Source organism: Curtobacterium sp. MMLR14_006 (assembly GCF_001864985.1).
GTDB lineage: Bacteria > Actinomycetota > Actinomycetes > Actinomycetales > Microbacteriaceae > Curtobacterium.
Genome location: NZ_MJGU01000022.1, coordinates 509,821 through 524,578 on the forward strand (window position 1 = coordinate 509,821; position 14,758 = coordinate 524,578).

The following is a 14,758-nucleotide window of genomic DNA, read 5'->3' on the forward strand; positions in this document are numbered from 1 at the left end:
CGTCCGTCACCGTGCGGGGTGCTGTGCCACCTCGCGCCGGTCGAGTTCAGCGAGCAGCGTCGCCGTGTTGCGGAGCACCCGCGGGGTGGTCACGACGGTGGCGACGAGCGCCGCGACGAAGAGCGCCGCACCGAACCAGAACACCGGTTGGCCGGTGACGGCGAGCCAGACGGCGAAGGCGGTCGCTGGCACGTAGAAGACCGGCGCGGTCCACCGGAGCGGCCGGTGGAGCCGCTGGCGCGCGAGCAACGCCTGCCGCCATGCTGCGGTGTCCGCGTCCGGCGGCAGCGTGCCGGTCCGCACCGCCCTGCCGAACGCAGGCCGCTGCGCGACGTCGCCGTGTGCGCGCCGGACCCGCCCGACCCACGACCCCATGACGACCCCGAAGAAGGCGCCGGCCACCAGGGAGACCAGTGCTCGCGGTCCGACCCCGAGTTCCGGCATGGTCAGGAAGGTCGACCCGAACCACGCGGCGGCGAACGCGACGCCCACGACGACGCCCGCTGCCCAGACCGGCTTCTGCTGCATCCACCCCATGGCACCGAGCCTGCCACCGGCGCCCGCACGACCGGTGGGAGCGGGACAGCCGAGGAGCTCCCGGCCCCCGCGCCGCCTACGATGGACGGGTGCTGCTCGCGATCGACACCTCCGCCGGGACCTCCGTCGCCGTCGTCGACCCGGCCACCGGCCGGGCGCTCGCGACCCGCGACACCGAGGACAGCCGCCGGCACGCCGAGGTGATCGGCCCGTTCCTCGCCGAGGTGCTGGCCGAGGCCGGCACCACCCCCGCCGACGTCACCGGCGTCGTTGCCGGTACCGGCCCCGGCCCGTTCACCGGCCTGCGCGTCGGCATCGCCGCCGCGCGCACCTTCGCCGCGGCACGCGGCGTCCCCGTCCTGCCGCTCGTCAGCCACGACGCGGTCGCCGCCGACGAGCGCGACGGCCGGCGCGACGGCCCGTTCGTCGTCCTGACGGACGCCCGCCGCCGCGAGGTCTACTGGAGCGCGTACGACCAGACCGGCACGCGGGTTGCGGGTCCGGGTCTCGCCAGGCCCGCCGATCTCGACGAGGCGATCCGGGCCTCCCGGCCCGACGCGGTGGGCTGGGACCGCGTGACGGCCCTGTCCGTCCCGGCCTGGAGGCTCGGGGCGCTCGCCGCGGACCGGCTCGCGTCCGGCGCGGGGTTCGACCAGGACACGGCCCTGTACCTGCGCGACCCCGACGTGACCGTGCCGGGTGCGCCGAAGCGGGTCAAGCAGTGACCCTGCCGGACGGGCTCCGCCTGCGGCGGGCGCACCCGCAGGACCTCGACGACATCATGTGGCTCGAGCACGCCTCGTTCCCGACGGACGCCTGGTCGGCGTCGCAGATGTCGGGCGAGCTGTACTCGCCGCACGGGTACTACGTCGTGGTCGAGACGGCCGACGACACGTCCGCGCCGCTCGTCGTCGGGTACGCCGGGCTCTCCTCGCTCGCGGGCAACCCGGTCGCCGACGTGCAGACCATCGCCGTCGCTGCAGACCAGCGCGGCAAGGGCCTCGGGCGGGTGCTGTTCACGGAGCTCCTCGACGAGGCCCGTCGCCGCGGTGTGCGCGAGGTGTTCCTCGAGGTGCGCGCGGACAACCCCGTGGCGCAGGCGATGTACACGGCGTTCGGGTTCGAGCACATCGCGACCCGGCCCCGCTACTACCAGCCGGACGGCGTCGACGCGTGGGTGATGCGCGCGGACCTGCCCGGCCCGGACGACGAGCGGTCGTCGGGCGTCGGACCCATCGGACAGGAGGCCCTCGGTGAGCGCGACTGAACCACTGGTGCTCGGCATCGAGACGAGCTGCGACGAGACCGGCGTCGGCATCGTGCGGGGGAGCACCCTGCTGGCGAACGTCATCGCGTCGAGCATGGACGAGCACGCCCGGTACGGCGGCGTCGTGCCCGAGGTCGCGGCACGCGCGCACCTCGAGGCCATGACCCCGACCCTGCACGAGGCACTCGACCGCGCCGGCGTGACCCTCGACGAACTCGACGCCGTCGCCGTCACCGCGGGGCCCGGGCTGGCGGGGGCGCTCATGGTCGGGGTGGGGGCCGCGAAGGCGCTCGCCGTGGCGACGGGCAAGCCGCTCTACGGGGTCAACCACCTGGTCGGCCACGTCGGTGCCGACGTGCTGCGCTCGGACGGGTCCGAGATCGAGCTGCCGACGGTGGCGCTGCTGGTGTCCGGCGGGCACACCTCGCTGCTCCTGGTGCGGGACCTGGTCGGCGACGTCGAGCTGCTCGGCGAGACGATCGACGACGCGGCGGGCGAGGCGTTCGACAAGGTCGCCCGGTTGCTCGGGCTGCCGTACCCGGGCGGCCCGCAGATCGACCGTGCCGCGGCGGAGGGCGACCCGACGGCGATCCGGTTCCCCCGCGGCCTGACGCTGCCGAAGGACATGGCAGCGCACCGGTACGACTTCTCGTTCTCGGGGCTGAAGACCGCCGTCGCGCGCTGGGTCGAGCGCTGCCGCGACGAGGGGCGCGAGGTCCCGGTGGCCGACGTCGCCGCGAGCTTCCGCGAGGCCGTCGTCGACGTCCTGCTCACGAAGGCGCTGCACGCCTGCCGCGACACCGGCGTGGACCGGCTGCTGCTCGGTGGCGGCGTCGTCGCGAACGCCCGGCTGCGCCAGGTCGCCGAGGAGCGCTGCGCGGCCGCCGGGGTGGCGCTGCGGATCCCGCCGTTCGACCTGTGCACGGACAACGGCGCGATGATCGCCGCGGTCGGGGCACGACTCGTGGCCGAGGGGCACGCACCGAGCGACCTCGGACTCGCGGCCGACTCGACGCTGCCGGTGACGACCGTCCAGGTCTGACCCGTCCCGTCCCGTCCCGTCCCGCTCCGCCCGGTCCGGTCCGGTCGGTGTTCGGGCGCCTGTGGCAGGATTCACACGGCGTCGGAGGTACCGGGCGCCGAGAGGGGATCGCGGTGTCCGATCAGAACGAGTGGCCGAAGCCGGGCGAGACGACGACGGGTGGTGCGTCGACCGGTCAGCCGGACGGATCGCCCGCTCCGGACGCCCCGCAGGCCCCGGACGCCCCCGCGGCGCCGTCGGCTCCCGAGCCGCCGCAGCACGGCGGACCGAACCCGTACGCGGCGCCGCAGCAGCAGGGCAACCCGTACGCCGCACCCCAGCAGCCCGACCCCTACGGTCAGCAGCAGAACCCGTACGCGGCCCCGCAGCAACAGAGCAACCCGTACGCGGCCCCGCAGCAGCAGAACCCGTACGCGGCCCCGCAGCAGCAGAGCAACCCGTACGGCGCGCCCCAGCAGCAGAGCCCGTACGCGGCGCCGCAGCAGCCGTCGTACGGCCAGCCGCAGCCGGGCGTGCAGAACCCGTACGCGCAGCAGCCGCAGCAGGGCGGCCAGGACCCGTACGCGGCGCAGCAGCCGTACGGCGGCACGCAGTACGGCGGAACCCAGTACGGCAGCACTCCCTACGGGGCGAACCCGTACGCCGCGAGCGGGTACCAGCCGTACGCGCAGCGCCCGAAGACGAACACCCCGGCGATCCTGTCCATCGTCTTCGGCCTGGCGGCGATCCCGTTCTGGTTCATCGCGATCCTGCTCGGCCCGGCCGGGGCGATCCTCGGCCACGTCGCCCTCGGCAAGATGAAGCAGAACGGCGAGGCCGGCCGCGGTCTGGCACTCACCGGCATCATCGCCGGCTGGGTGATGACGGGTGTCTGGATCCTCTGGATCCTGGCCCTGGTCGCCACGTTCGGGCACGGCTCGCCGTCGACGCCCTACGACTACGACTCGGGGACCGGCGCCTTCATCGGCTGATCCCGACCGGCCGGCGTGGCACTGCGCGGCGTCGCGCCGCCGCGGCGGGCTGGCCCCGGCCGGCGTCGCAGCGCGTCAGGCAGCCGCGTCGCCGAGCCGTTCGCACAGGACGGCGGTGTGCCGGCCCTCCAGTCGGGTGAGCACGAGCGTCACGCGACCGGACCCGCGCAGCCGCAGCCGCTTGCGGAACTGCGCCGGGTCGACGTCGACGCCGCGCTTCTTGATCTCGACCGTGCCGATGCCGTCGGCCGCGAGCCGGGCCGACAGACGCTTGACGTCGAGCGGCATCGTGTCGAGCACCCGGAAGCCCTGGGCGAAGGGCGTCGTCACGGCCCGGTCCGAGGTCACGTAGGCGATGCCGTCGGAGAGCATGTGCCCGTCGAGCTCGCGGGCGAGGTCGCCGATCAGCCGCGCGCGGATGACGGCGCCGTCCGGCTCGTACAGGTAGGCGCCGAGCGGACCGACCTCGGCGTCCTCGGCGTCGGCTGCCCCGGTCATCTCGGCGATGCCGTGCGCGCCGACGACCGTGGCCGCCCGGCGGACGTCCGGCCTCGCCAGGGGGCCGAACCACAGGGCGAGCTCGACGACCTCGCGGTCGACGGAGGTCCACTGCGCCTCGGCGGTGTCCGGGATCAGGTCGCGGTCGATCCCCGGGCCGAGCTTCACGCCCGTCGGGGTCGTCGTGGCGGCGGCGAACACGGTGTCGAGCGACGGCGACCAGTCGTCCGGGTCGGCGAGCCGCCGGGTGTCCGAGTGGCCGCTCGTGCGGCGGGCGGGGTCCATCCACACCCCGTCGACCGACGACACGTCGAACGCGGCGGCGTCGCCGAGCTGCACGCGGGCGTTCGGCCACGGCGCGAGGTTGTGCGTCGCGACGGCCGCGGTCACCTCGTCGCGGTCGACGGCCGTCACGTCGAGGTCGAGGGCCGCCATCGCGAGCGCGTCGCCGCCGATGCCGCAGCCCAGGTCGGCGACGCGGGTCAGGCCGGCGGCGGCGAAGCGTCCGGCGTGCTGCGCGGCGACCTGCAGCCGGGTCGCCTGCTCGAGTCCGGCCTCGGTGAACAGCATGCGTCCGGCGAAGTCGCCGAACTTGCCGCGGGCCTTCTGCCGCAGCTTCGCCTGGGTGAGGACCGCCGCGACGAGTCGGGGGTCGTGTCCCTCGGCCCGGAGCCGCGAGACCACCCGGACGATCTCGCCGCCGTCGGACACCGCGGGGGTACGGTCGAGCAGGGCCATCCCGTCGGGGGTCAGCAGTGCGGTGAGTTCGGCGGCGTCCATCCCCCGATCCTCCCAGGTGCTGGGTGTTCTCCCGACGTGCTGGCACTCGGATTGACCGAGTGCCAGACGGCCCCTAGAGTTGGCGTTGGCACTCTCCTGTGCGTAGTGCCAACCCGGTTTTCATCTGTACCGAGTCCGTACCGAGAAAGAAGAGGTCACCGTGGCCGTCAGCATCAAGCCGCTCGAGGATCGCATCGTCATCCGCCAGGTCGAGGCGGAGCAGACCACCGCTTCCGGTCTGGTCATCCCCGACACCGCGAAGGAGAAGCCCCAGGAGGGCGAGGTCGTCGCCGTGGGTCCGGGTCGCATCGACGACAACGGCAACCGCGTGCCGCTCGACGTCGCCGTGGGCGACAAGGTCATCTACTCCAAGTACGGCGGCACCGAGGTCAAGTACTCGGGCGAGGACCTGCTGGTCCTGTCGGCCCGCGACGTCCTCGCGGTCGTCGTCAGCTGAGTCCAGTACTCCTCGAGAACGCCCCGTTCGGCTCCGGCCGGCGGGGCGTTCTCGCGTCCGGCGCGTGGTCGCGCGGTCGGACGGGAGGCCCGGTGCCCGCCCGGTGCGTCGGTGGCGGTTCCTAGGATGGTTCCGTGAGTGAACCGAGTCCGGTGCGTCCGGCCCGCGACCAGGCGACCGTCGGCGTCGTGCAGGCAGTGGTCGCGTACGGCCTGTGGGGCCTGATGCCCCTGCTCTTCGCGGCGATGGCCCCCGCCGGCGCGTTCGAGATCGTCGCCTGGCGCATCGTCTTCGGGCTCGTCTTCTGCGCCGTCGCGATCGCCGTGACCCGGTCCTGGCGACGGACCCGCTCGCTCGTCGCGCAGCGTCGGGTGATGCTCGTGATGGGGCTCGCAGCCGTGCTCATCCTGGTCAACTGGACGGTCTACGTGCTGGCGACCACGACCGGGCACACCGTCGAGGCGGCGCTCGGCTACTTCATCAACCCGCTCGTCACGATCGCCCTCGGGGTCGTCGTCCTGCGCGAACGCCTGCGGCCGGCGCAGTGGGCGGCGGTGGGGATCAGCGTCGTCGCCGTGGTGGTCATCGCGATCGGCTACGGCCGGATGCCGTGGATCTCGCTCGTCCTGGCCGCGTCGTTCGGCACGTACGCGCTCGTGAAGAAGCGGGTCGGCGGCTCGGTCGACGCCCTGAGCGGGCTGACGATCGAGACGCTCTGGCTGCTGCCGCTCGCGGTCGGTGCGCTCGTCGTGCTCGGGGCCACCGGGCTGGGTGGTGGGCTGACCATGGGCGGCGCCGGGTGGGGGCACGTGCTCGTCACGGTGCTGACCGGACCGGCGACGGCGATCCCGCTGCTGCTCTTCGCGTCGTCGGCGCGGCGGGTGAGCCTGTCGACCCTCGGTCTGACGCAGTACCTCGCGCCGGTCCTGCAGCTGCTCGTCGGCGTGGTCGTGCAGCACGAGCCGATGCCCGCCGCGCGGTGGGCCGGGTTCGCGATCGTGTGGCTCGCACTGGTGGTGCTCACCGTGGACTCCTTCACGGCGGCCCGGGCGGCGCGGCGCCGGGCGCTCGCACCCGTTCCGGCCGGACCGGCCTGACGGTCGCGGCGCCGGGCGCTCGCACCCGCCCCGGCCTGACGGTCGCGGCGCCGGGCGCTCCCACCCGCACCGGCCGCACCGGCCTGCCGGTCGCACGCCGGGCCTCCCGGCCGACCGTCCCGACACGAAAGCGACAGTTCCCCGCGGATGATCCGCGGGGAACTGTCGCTTCGGTGAGGTGGAGCGGGTCCTACTTCTCGACCGCGCCCTGGATGGCGCTCTGGTAGGCGGGCTTGTTGTCGCCGTCGAACTTGTAGATGCCGATGTAGGCGCTCGACGGGTCGTTGTTCTCGTCGAACGGACCGATGCCGGACGGGCCGGTGTAGTGGATGTCCTTGCCGTCGTCCAGGAGCGTCTTGCACTCCTTGAACGTGGCGCACTCGGTGCCGCCGTCAGCACCCGACACCGCAGCCATGTTGGCCTGGATGGTGCCCGAGTCCGTGCCCTTGCCCTTCACCGCGGCGAGGGCGGCGAGGACGGTGGCGTCGTAGGACTCCGCCGCGTACGAGTAGTCGGCGAGCGTCTTGCCCGACGAGTCCTTGTAGAAGGCGGACAGCTGCTTCTTGAAGTCGTCCTTCGGCGAGGCACCGGGGATGGTGCCCTGGGCGCCGGTCAGGGTGCCCTTGTCGAAGTCCTTCGAGTAGTCCGCCGTGTTGCCGTCGGACATGTAGATCTTCGCCGTGTTCCCCTGCGAGACGAGCTCGGGGATGATCGACTTCGTCTCGTCGAAGGCCAGGACGACGATCGCGTCGGGCTTGGCTGCGAGTGCGGCGGTCACCTCGGACGAGAACGTGGTCTGGCCGGGCGGGAACTCCTGGCCCTTGCCCTTGCCGCCGTAGACGACCTGGCCGCCGGAGGCCTCGACCGCGGACTGCACCGAGTTGCGGAGGCCCGTGCCGTAGGTGTCGTTGAAGACGAGGAACGCGACCTTGGCGTTGCCGTCACCGGTGACGAGCTGGCCGAGCGCCGAACCCTGCACCGAGTCCGGCGGAGCGGTCCGGTAGTAGTACGACGAGTAGCCGGAGAGGTCGGTCGCGGTGTTCGCGGGCGAGATCTCGACGATGCAGTTGCTGGTGAGCTGGTCGATCACGTTGAGCGTGACGGACGACGACTCGGCGCCGATCGCGACCGGGACCTTCGCGTTGACGAGCTTCGTCGCGGCGGAGCTCGAGACCGTCATGTCGTTGCTGTCACCGGAGTCGGTGGCGGGCGAGATCGTGACGTCCTCGTCCAGGACCCCACCGGCCGCGTTGATGTCCTTGACGGCGAGGCCGACGCCGGACTCGGCCGGCGGGTTCAGGTAGGCCAGCGAACCGGTCAGCGGCAGGATCGTGCCGATCTTCAGCGGGTCGGTGCTCGGCGAGTCGGGTGCCTTGCAGCTGGCGGCCGGGTCCTTCTTCGCCCCGCCCGACGCCGAACTCGACGGCGATTCGCCGGCGCTGGTGGTGGAACAGGCGGCGAGGAGGACGGCTGCTGCGCCCGCCAAGGCCAGTGCCGTGGTGGCACGGGTGGTTCTGATCATCCGTGGAGCCCTTTCTCTGCGCGGAGGGCCTTTTCGTACCGGGTCGAACACGATGCCCTCTGCGTGGGATGCGAGAAAACTAGAGCGGATGTGTTTCGCCCGTGTGTCCGGGCTCCGACCCTGCGTGTTTCGTTACGCACCCGTGACAATCCTTCGAGGACACACGGGAACCCCTGGTCAGGGAACCGTCCGGACGGTTCCGTCCCCGGAACGACGAGAGCGGCAGGCCCCCACGACTCGATCGTGGTGGCCTGCCGCTCTCACGGGGACCTGCGGGCTAGCCGCGGTAGTTCGGTGCCTCGACGACCATCTTCACGTCGTGCGGGTGCGACTCCTTGAGCCCGGCGGCCGTGATGCGGACGAACTTGCCGCGGGCCTTGAGCTCCGGCACGGTGCGGCCGCCGACGTAGAACATCGACTGCCGCAGGCCGCCGACGAGCTGGTAGACCGCGTTCGCGACCGAGCCGCGGTAGGGCACCTGGCCCTCGATGCCCTCGGGGATGAGCTTCTCGTCGGAGGGCACGTCGGCCTGGAAGTAGCGGTCCTTCGAGTACGAGGTCTTCTCGCCACGGGTCTGCAGCGCGCCGAGCGACCCCATGCCGCGGTAGGCCTTGTACTGCTTGCCGCCGACGAACACCAGGTCGCCGGGGGACTCGTCGGTACCGGCCAGGAGCGAGCCGAGCATCACGGTGTCGGCACCGGCCACCAGGGCCTTCGCGATGTCGCCGGAGTACTGCAGGCCGCCGTCGGCGATGACCGGGACGCCGGCCTCGCGCGCGGCGAGCGACGCCTCGTACACGGCGGTGACCTGCGGCACGCCGACACCGGCGACGACGCGCGTGGTGCAGATCGAGCCGGGGCCCACGCCGACCTTGACCGCGTCGACGCCGGCGTCGATGAGTGCCTGCGCGCCCTGACGCGTCGCGACGTTGCCGCCGATGACGTCGACGCCCGCGAAGCGCTCGTCGGCCTTGAGGCGGCGCACCATGTCGAGCACGCCCTCGCTCTCGCCGTTGGCGGTGTCGACGACCAGGACGTCCACCCCGGCCTCGAGCAGTGCCTCGGCACGCTGCCAGGCGTCGCCGAAGAAGCCGATCGCGGCGCCCACGCGCAGGCGGCCCTCGTCGTCCTTGGTGGCGTCCGGGTACTTCTCGCTCTTGTCGAAGTCCTTGACGGTGATGAGCCCGCGGAGCTTGCCGTCGGCGTCGACCAGGGGGAGCTTCTCGATCTTGTGCTGCGCGAAGATCGCCACGGCCTCTTCCGGGTCGATGCCCTCGAGCGCGGTGATGAGCGGCGCCTTCGTCATGACGTCGCGGACGAGCGTGGTCGCCATCTCGAAGGGGGCGACGAACCGCATGTCGCGGTTCGTGATGATCCCGACGAGGGTGCCGTCCGGCTCGACGACCGGCAGGCCGGAGACCCGGAACTGCCCGCAGAGCGCGTCGACGTCGGCGACGGTGGCGTCCGGGGTGGTCGTCACGGGGTTCGTGATCATGCCCGACTCGGAGCGCTTGACCTTGTCGACGTACGCCGCCTGGTCCTCGATGGACATGTTGCGGTGCAGGATGCCGATGCCGCCCTGCCGCGCCATGGCGATGGCCATGCGCGCCTCGGTGACGGTGTCCATCGCGGCGGAGAGCAGCGGGACGTGCACCTCGATGCGCTTGGTGAGCCGGGACGTCGTGGACGCCTCGCTCGGGATGACGTCGGTGTGCCCGGGCAGGAGCATGACGTCGTCGTACGTGAGTCCGATGAATCCGAACGGATCCGGCTGGTCCATGAATCCCCTCCGTGGGCTGGGTGCCGTGAGGTGGCACCTGACGTGGTTGCAGACACCGGGAACACGGCTGCGGGCTCCGGATGGACCATGGTAACGCGCGCGTGTCCCCGCCCATTCCGGCAGGGGCCTCCGCGGGGCGCTGTACCGGCCGGACGGGCGGATCCATGCGGATCGCGCGGCCCCCGGTCACGAATGCGCCACGATTCCTGCGCGAGACACGCTGGAAACACGGGGGACACAAAAAATGCCTAGGGTCCTCGACTATCCGAACGAGAGGCTCATCCGTGGGTTCCATCACTCCGCCGGGGTCAGCGCTGCACCGCCGACTCCGCCGCGGGGCACCAGGCCGCAACCGCCTGGTCCTCGCCGCCGTGCTCTTCCTCGCCTTCCTCGCCACCTTCGCGGTCGACTGGGCACTGACGCCCACGGCCGACGCGGCGACCAGCAGTCCGTCCTCGTCCAGCGCCCCGTCCAGCACCCAGCCCTGCACCGTCAGCCCGACCAACGGCTGCATCCAGGGCACCATCACCGACTCCGAGCGGAAGCCTGCCGAGGGCGTCGCGGTCGACGTCGCCGGGCCCGGCGGCTTCGCCGAGACCGCCACGACGAACACCGACGGCCGCTGGTCGGTCCGGGTCGACGAGGCCGGCAAGTACACGGTGAGCGTCGACCAGGACACGCTGCCGAAGGGGCAGTACCTGACGAACGCCGCCGACGCCGAGCGCACGGTCCAGGCCACGCTGAACGCCAACGTGGGGCAGATCTTCCAGCTGTCCGACCAGCAGGGCGCGACGACGTCGACCGACACCTCGAGCGTCACGCCGGAACGGGCCTGGCAGCAGCTGGTGTCCGGCCTCCGGCTCGGGCTGCTCATCGCGCTGGCGTCGATCGGTCTCTCGCTCATCTACGGCACCACGGGCCTGTCGAGCTTCTCGCACGGCGAGCAGGTCACCCTCGGCGGGCTGCTGGCCTACGTCTTCGCGAACCAGCTCGGGTGGAACATCTGGCTCACCGGCATCGTCGTCACCCTGCTGTGCGCCGCGACCGGGTACCTGCAGGACGCCGCGATCTGGAAGCCCCTGCGCCGCAAGCGGATCAGCCTGACGCAGCTCATGATCGTGACGATCGGGCTGTCGATCGCCGCCCAGTACGCGTTCCAGTACTTCTTCGGCGCCTCGACGGTCCGCATCCAGCAGGGCAACCCCGAGACCATCCGGTTCGCCGGGGTCACGCTCACCGTGCAGTCCTACGTCGCGATGGGCATCGCGCTCGTGGTGCTCGTCGCGACCGGGCTCTTCCTGGCGAAGACCCGCTTCGGCCGTGCCACCCGCGCCGTCTCGGACAACCCGGCGCTCGCCGCGGCGTCCGGCATCGACGTCGACCGGGTGATCCGCTTCGTGTGGACGCTCGCCGCGGGTCTGGCCGGTCTGTCCGGCGTGATGCTCGGCCTCGTGCTGAACGGCGTGAACTGGCAGACGGGGCTCCAGCTGCTGCTGCTCATGTTCGCCTCGGTCACGCTCGGCGGTCTCGGCACCGCCTACGGCGCACTCGTCGGGTCGATGATCATCGGCATCGTCGTCGAGCTCACGAACCTCGTGCTCCCCGGTGACTTCAAGTACGCCACCGCCCTCGTCATCCTCATCCTCATCCTGCTGTTCCGACCGCAGGGCATCTTCGGCCGCGCCGAGCGGATCGGCTAAGGGAGCACGCGCATGGACTACATCCTCAACCTGCTGTCCTCGCTCACACAGGAGGCACTCGCCCCGACCACGGCGGCGTTCGCACTGGCCGCGATCGGCCTGAACGTGCACTTCGGTCTCACCGGGCTCGTGAACATGGGCCAGGCGGCGTTCCTGCTGCTCGGGGCCTACGGCTTCGCGATCTCGATCACGAACGGGCTGCCGTTCGTCATGGCGGTGCTCGTCGCCCTGCTCGTCTCCATCGTGTTCGCGATCATCCTCGGCATCCCGACCCTGCGGTTGCGCGGCGACTACCTGGCGATCGTCACGATCTCCGGCGCCGAGATCATCCGCATGGTGGGTCGCTCGAGCCTGCTCACCACGACCACCGGCGGCTCGAACGGCATCACCGGCTCGAGCTACCGCGACCCGTTCACCGCGCTCAGCCCGCTGCCCGACGGCACCACCACGATCCTGTGGTTCACGTACGCGAACAACGGGGTCAACGGCTGGTGGATCCGCATCGCCGCCTGGGCGATGGTCGCCCTGTTCACGCTCGTCCTCTTCCTGCTCATGCGCAGCCCGTGGGGCCGCGTCGTGAAGGCGATCCGCGAGGACGAGGACGCCGTCCGCTCGCTCGGCAAGAACGTCTACTCGTACAAGATGCAGGCGCTCGTGTTCGGCGGTGCGCTCGGCGCGATCGCCGGCATCATCTACGTCCTGCCGAGTTCCGTGCAACCGGACGCGATGGGCCGCTCGATGACGTTCTTCATCTGGACGGCGCTCATCCTCGGCGGCGCGGCGACGGTGTTCGGACCGGTGCTCGGCGCGGTGCTGTTCTTCGTCGTCCGGCTCTTCATCCGCACCCTCGCCGGCGACTTCATCCCCGACTCGATCATGAACGCGCAGCAGGCCGAGCAGTTCTCGTACGTGCTCGTCGGCGTCGCGCTCATGCTGCTCATCGTGTTCCGTCCACAGGGCCTGCTCGGCAACAAGAAGGAGCTGACGTTCAGTGTCTGAGACCTACGACCACCCCAAGGCCGACCCCATCCTGACCGTCGACGGCGTCACCCGGCACTTCGGCGGCATGACCGCGGTCGACGTCGACCACCTCGAGGTCCAGCGCGGCTCCATCACGGCCCTCATCGGCCCGAACGGTGCCGGCAAGACGACGTTCTTCAACCTGCTCACCGGCTTCGACAAGCCGAGCCCGGGCGCGAAGACGCGGTTCGACGGCGCCACGCTGCAGAAGACGAGCGCGACGCACATCGCGAACAAGGGCATGGTCCGCACCTTCCAGCTGACGAAGGCGCTGTCCCGGCTCACCGTGATGCAGAACATGCTGCTCGGTGCCCGCGACCAGCCCGGCGAGAACTTCTTCGCCGCCTTGGTCAAGCCGGTGTGGGCGAAGCGCGAGCGCGAGATCACCGCGAAGGCCGAGGACCTGCTCGCCCGCTTCAAGCTCGACACCAAGGCGGACGACTACGCCGGCTCGCTGTCCGGCGGGCAGCGCAAGCTGCTCGAGATGGCCCGCGCGCTCATGTCCGACCCGACGATGATCATGCTCGACGAGCCGATGGCCGGCGTGAACCCCGCGCTCACCCAGTCGCTGCTCGGGCACATCCAGTCCCTGCGCGACGACGGCATGACCGTGCTGTTCGTCGAGCACGACATGCACATGGTCCGGCACATCTCGGACTGGGTGGTCGTGATGGCCGAGGGCAAGGTCGTCGCCGAGGGCCCGGCCGACACGGTGATGGACGACCAGGCCGTCATCGACGCGTACCTGGGTGCCCACCACGACACCGACCTGGGCGACGACTCGCTCCTCACCGAGGAGACCTTCGAGGAGCTGGCCGAGGAAGTCAAGGAAGAAGACGAGCAGGAGGCGACCCGATGACGGACGCAACGGACCCCACCACCGCGAGCAGTGCCTCCAGTCCGACCGCCGTCCCGGCGGCCACGCTGGACCGCGAGCCGGTGCTCCGCGCGCAGAACCTCGTCGCCGGCTACCTGCCGGGGGTGAACATCCTGAACGGCTGCGACCTGGAGTGCTACCCGGGCGAGCTCATCGGGATCATCGGGCCGAACGGCGCCGGCAAGTCGACGCTGCTCAAGGCGCTGTTCGGGCTCGTGTCCATCCGCGAGGGCTCGGTGACCCTGCAGGGCGAGGACATCACCAACCTCAAGGCGAACAAGCTCGTGCAGGCCGGTGTCGGCTTCGTGCCGCAGACGAACAACGTCTTCCCCTCGCTCTCCATCGAGGAGAACCTGCAGATGGGGCTGTACCTGCGACCGGGGAAGTTCGCCGAGCGGCTCGAGGTGATCTACGACCTGTTCCCGGTCCTCGCGCAGCGGCGGAACCAGCGGGCCGGATCGCTCTCGGGCGGTGAGCGGCAGTCGGTCGCGATGGCCCGTGCGCTGATGATGGACCCGAAGGTGCTGCTGCTCGACGAGCCGAGCGCCGGACTGTCCCCGGTGCGCCAGGACGAGACGTTCCTGCGGACCCGCCGGATCAACAAGGCCGGTGTGTCGATCGTCATGGTGGAGCAGAACGCGCGACGCTGTCTGCAGATCTGCGATCGTGGGTACGTGCTCGACCAGGGGAAGAACGCGTACTCGGGCACCGGGAAGGAGCTCGCCGACGACCCGAAGGTCATCGAGCTCTACCTGGGGACGCTCGCCAAGGACGTCGACGCGGCGCGCTAGCGCGCCCCGTGTCGACTGCGGGTACCGCTGTGGGGGTGGTATCCGTGACGGGTGGGGCCGTGCGTGGTCGCTTCGCGCCGCACGGCCCCGCTCCTCGACGTGGCCCGGGTCCCCGGACGCCCGTGGCCCGCGCGTCCGGTGCTCCCGGTGCGTGCGGTGCGTCCGGTGCTCCCGGTCGGGAGGCCCGGGTCGGCCCCGCCGGGTCGGTATCGTGCCCCAGGTGCGCACTCCCGGATCCCTCGTGCTCGACGCCCTGGTGTGGCTGGTCTTCGCCGCGCTGTTCGTCGGTGCCGCGCTCCTGGTGAAGGTGGCTGCCGCGCTCCTGGCGGTCCTGGTGGGGCTCGCGCTCCTGCTCGGCCTCGTCCTGCGGATGCTGAGGAAGCGTCGGTCGCAGGGCTGACCCGGCTTCGTCCTGGCGG

General features: G+C 71.4%; 15 protein-coding genes. 11 read left to right on the plus strand and 4 right to left on the minus strand.

Annotation, left to right across the window (positions count from 1 at the left end; translation table 11 throughout):
- Positions 1-6: 6 nt before the first annotated feature.
- The gene (locus BIU94_RS11595; RefSeq protein ID WP_071259992.1) at positions 7-537 is read right to left on the minus strand and encodes a hypothetical protein; all 531 of its coding nucleotides are present in this window, start codon (positions 535-537) and stop codon (positions 7-9) included.
- Between the two features lie 89 nt (positions 538-626).
- On the opposite strand from BIU94_RS11595, the gene tsaB reads away from it, so the two are divergent.
- The 4 genes from tsaB (at position 627) to BIU94_RS11615 (ending at position 3,817) form a co-directional block, all read left to right on the plus strand.
- The gene (tsaB, locus tag BIU94_RS11600) at positions 627-1,262 is read left to right on the plus strand and encodes a tRNA (adenosine(37)-N6)-threonylcarbamoyltransferase complex dimerization subunit type 1 TsaB (RefSeq protein ID WP_071259995.1); all 636 of its coding nucleotides are present in this window, start codon (positions 627-629) and stop codon (positions 1,260-1,262) included.
- Positions 1,259-1,804, plus strand: a complete 546-nt coding sequence (gene rimI, locus BIU94_RS11605; RefSeq protein WP_071259998.1) for a ribosomal protein S18-alanine N-acetyltransferase — start codon at positions 1,259-1,261, stop codon at positions 1,802-1,804. The genes tsaB and rimI overlap by 4 nt, the downstream gene beginning before the upstream one ends.
- Entirely contained in the window at positions 1,791-2,846 is a 1,056-nt protein-coding gene (gene tsaD, locus BIU94_RS11610) for a tRNA (adenosine(37)-N6)-threonylcarbamoyltransferase complex transferase subunit TsaD (protein WP_071260001.1), read from the plus strand. Before rimI ends, tsaD begins: the two co-directional genes overlap by 14 nt.
- Before the next feature lie 113 nt (positions 2,847-2,959).
- The gene (locus BIU94_RS11615) at positions 2,960-3,817 is read left to right on the plus strand and encodes a DUF4190 domain-containing protein (RefSeq protein WP_071260004.1); all 858 of its coding nucleotides are present in this window, start codon (positions 2,960-2,962) and stop codon (positions 3,815-3,817) included.
- 75 nt (positions 3,818-3,892) lie between these two features.
- Here BIU94_RS11615 and BIU94_RS11620 read toward each other — a convergent pair whose 3' ends face one another.
- Entirely contained in the window at positions 3,893-5,095 is a 1,203-nt protein-coding gene (locus tag BIU94_RS11620; RefSeq protein ID WP_071260013.1) for a class I SAM-dependent methyltransferase, read from the minus strand.
- Positions 5,096-5,255: 160 nt separating this feature from the next.
- Here BIU94_RS11620 and groES point away from each other — a divergent pair, with 160 nt between their 5' ends.
- The gene (groES, locus tag BIU94_RS11625; protein ID WP_071260016.1) at positions 5,256-5,552 is read left to right on the plus strand and encodes a co-chaperone GroES; all 297 of its coding nucleotides are present in this window, start codon (positions 5,256-5,258) and stop codon (positions 5,550-5,552) included.
- A 134-nt stretch (positions 5,553-5,686) separates the two neighbouring features.
- Positions 5,687-6,649 carry an EamA family transporter RarD gene (gene rarD / locus BIU94_RS11630; protein WP_071260019.1) on the plus strand — a complete coding sequence of 321 codons (963 nt, stop codon included), beginning with the start codon at positions 5,687-5,689 and terminating at the stop codon, positions 6,647-6,649.
- 190 nt (positions 6,650-6,839) lie between these two features.
- On the opposite strand, the gene BIU94_RS11635 is transcribed toward rarD, so the two are convergent.
- A complete protein-coding gene (locus BIU94_RS11635; protein WP_071260022.1) occupies positions 6,840-8,171 on the minus strand; it encodes an ABC transporter substrate-binding protein in 1,332 nt (443 codons plus the stop codon).
- A gap of 277 nt (positions 8,172-8,448) precedes the next feature.
- Positions 8,449-9,951 carry an IMP dehydrogenase gene (gene guaB, locus BIU94_RS11640; RefSeq protein ID WP_071260081.1) on the minus strand — a complete coding sequence of 501 codons (1,503 nt, stop codon included), beginning with the start codon at positions 9,949-9,951 and terminating at the stop codon, positions 8,449-8,451.
- Between the two features lie 284 nt (positions 9,952-10,235).
- On the opposite strand from guaB, the gene BIU94_RS11645 reads away from it, so the two are divergent.
- The 5 genes from BIU94_RS11645 to BIU94_RS17450 all read left to right on the plus strand — a co-directional run bounded on the left by BIU94_RS11645 (position 10,236) and on the right by BIU94_RS17450 (position 14,739).
- A complete protein-coding gene (locus tag BIU94_RS11645) occupies positions 10,236-11,651 on the plus strand; it encodes a branched-chain amino acid ABC transporter permease (protein ID WP_254782950.1) in 1,416 nt (471 codons plus the stop codon).
- Between the two features lie 12 nt (positions 11,652-11,663).
- A complete protein-coding gene (locus BIU94_RS11650; protein WP_071260087.1) occupies positions 11,664-12,650 on the plus strand; it encodes a branched-chain amino acid ABC transporter permease in 987 nt (328 codons plus the stop codon).
- Entirely contained in the window at positions 12,643-13,530 is an 888-nt protein-coding gene (locus BIU94_RS11655; RefSeq protein WP_071260090.1) for an ABC transporter ATP-binding protein, read from the plus strand. Before BIU94_RS11650 ends, BIU94_RS11655 begins: the two co-directional genes overlap by 8 nt.
- Positions 13,527-14,339, plus strand: a complete 813-nt coding sequence (locus BIU94_RS11660; protein ID WP_071260093.1) for an ABC transporter ATP-binding protein — start codon at positions 13,527-13,529, stop codon at positions 14,337-14,339. The genes BIU94_RS11655 and BIU94_RS11660 overlap by 4 nt, the downstream gene beginning before the upstream one ends.
- 220 nt (positions 14,340-14,559) lie before the next feature.
- Positions 14,560-14,739, plus strand: coding sequence for a hypothetical protein (locus BIU94_RS17450; RefSeq protein WP_139195975.1), 180 nt, complete (start codon positions 14,560-14,562; stop codon positions 14,737-14,739).
- The last annotated feature ends 19 nt before the right edge of the window (positions 14,740-14,758 follow it).

Excerpts from the sequence above, each read along its gene's own strand:
- BIU94_RS11635 (WP_071260022.1), bottom strand. The coding sequence starts at position 8,171 with ATGATCAGAACCACCCGTGCCACCACGGCACTGGCCTTGGCGGGCGCA.
- BIU94_RS11650 (WP_071260087.1), top strand. The coding sequence starts at position 11,664 with ATGGACTACATCCTCAACCTGCTGTCCTCGCTCACACAGGAGGCACTC.
- guaB (WP_071260081.1), bottom strand. The coding sequence starts at position 9,951 with ATGGACCAGCCGGATCCGTTCGGATTCATCGGACTCACGTACGACGAC.
- BIU94_RS11595 (WP_071259992.1), bottom strand. The coding sequence starts at position 537 with ATGGGGTGGATGCAGCAGAAGCCGGTCTGGGCAGCGGGCGTCGTCGTG.
- BIU94_RS11620 (WP_071260013.1), bottom strand. The coding sequence starts at position 5,095 with ATGGACGCCGCCGAACTCACCGCACTGCTGACCCCCGACGGGATGGCC.
- BIU94_RS11660 (WP_071260093.1), top strand. The coding sequence starts at position 13,527 with ATGACGGACGCAACGGACCCCACCACCGCGAGCAGTGCCTCCAGTCCG.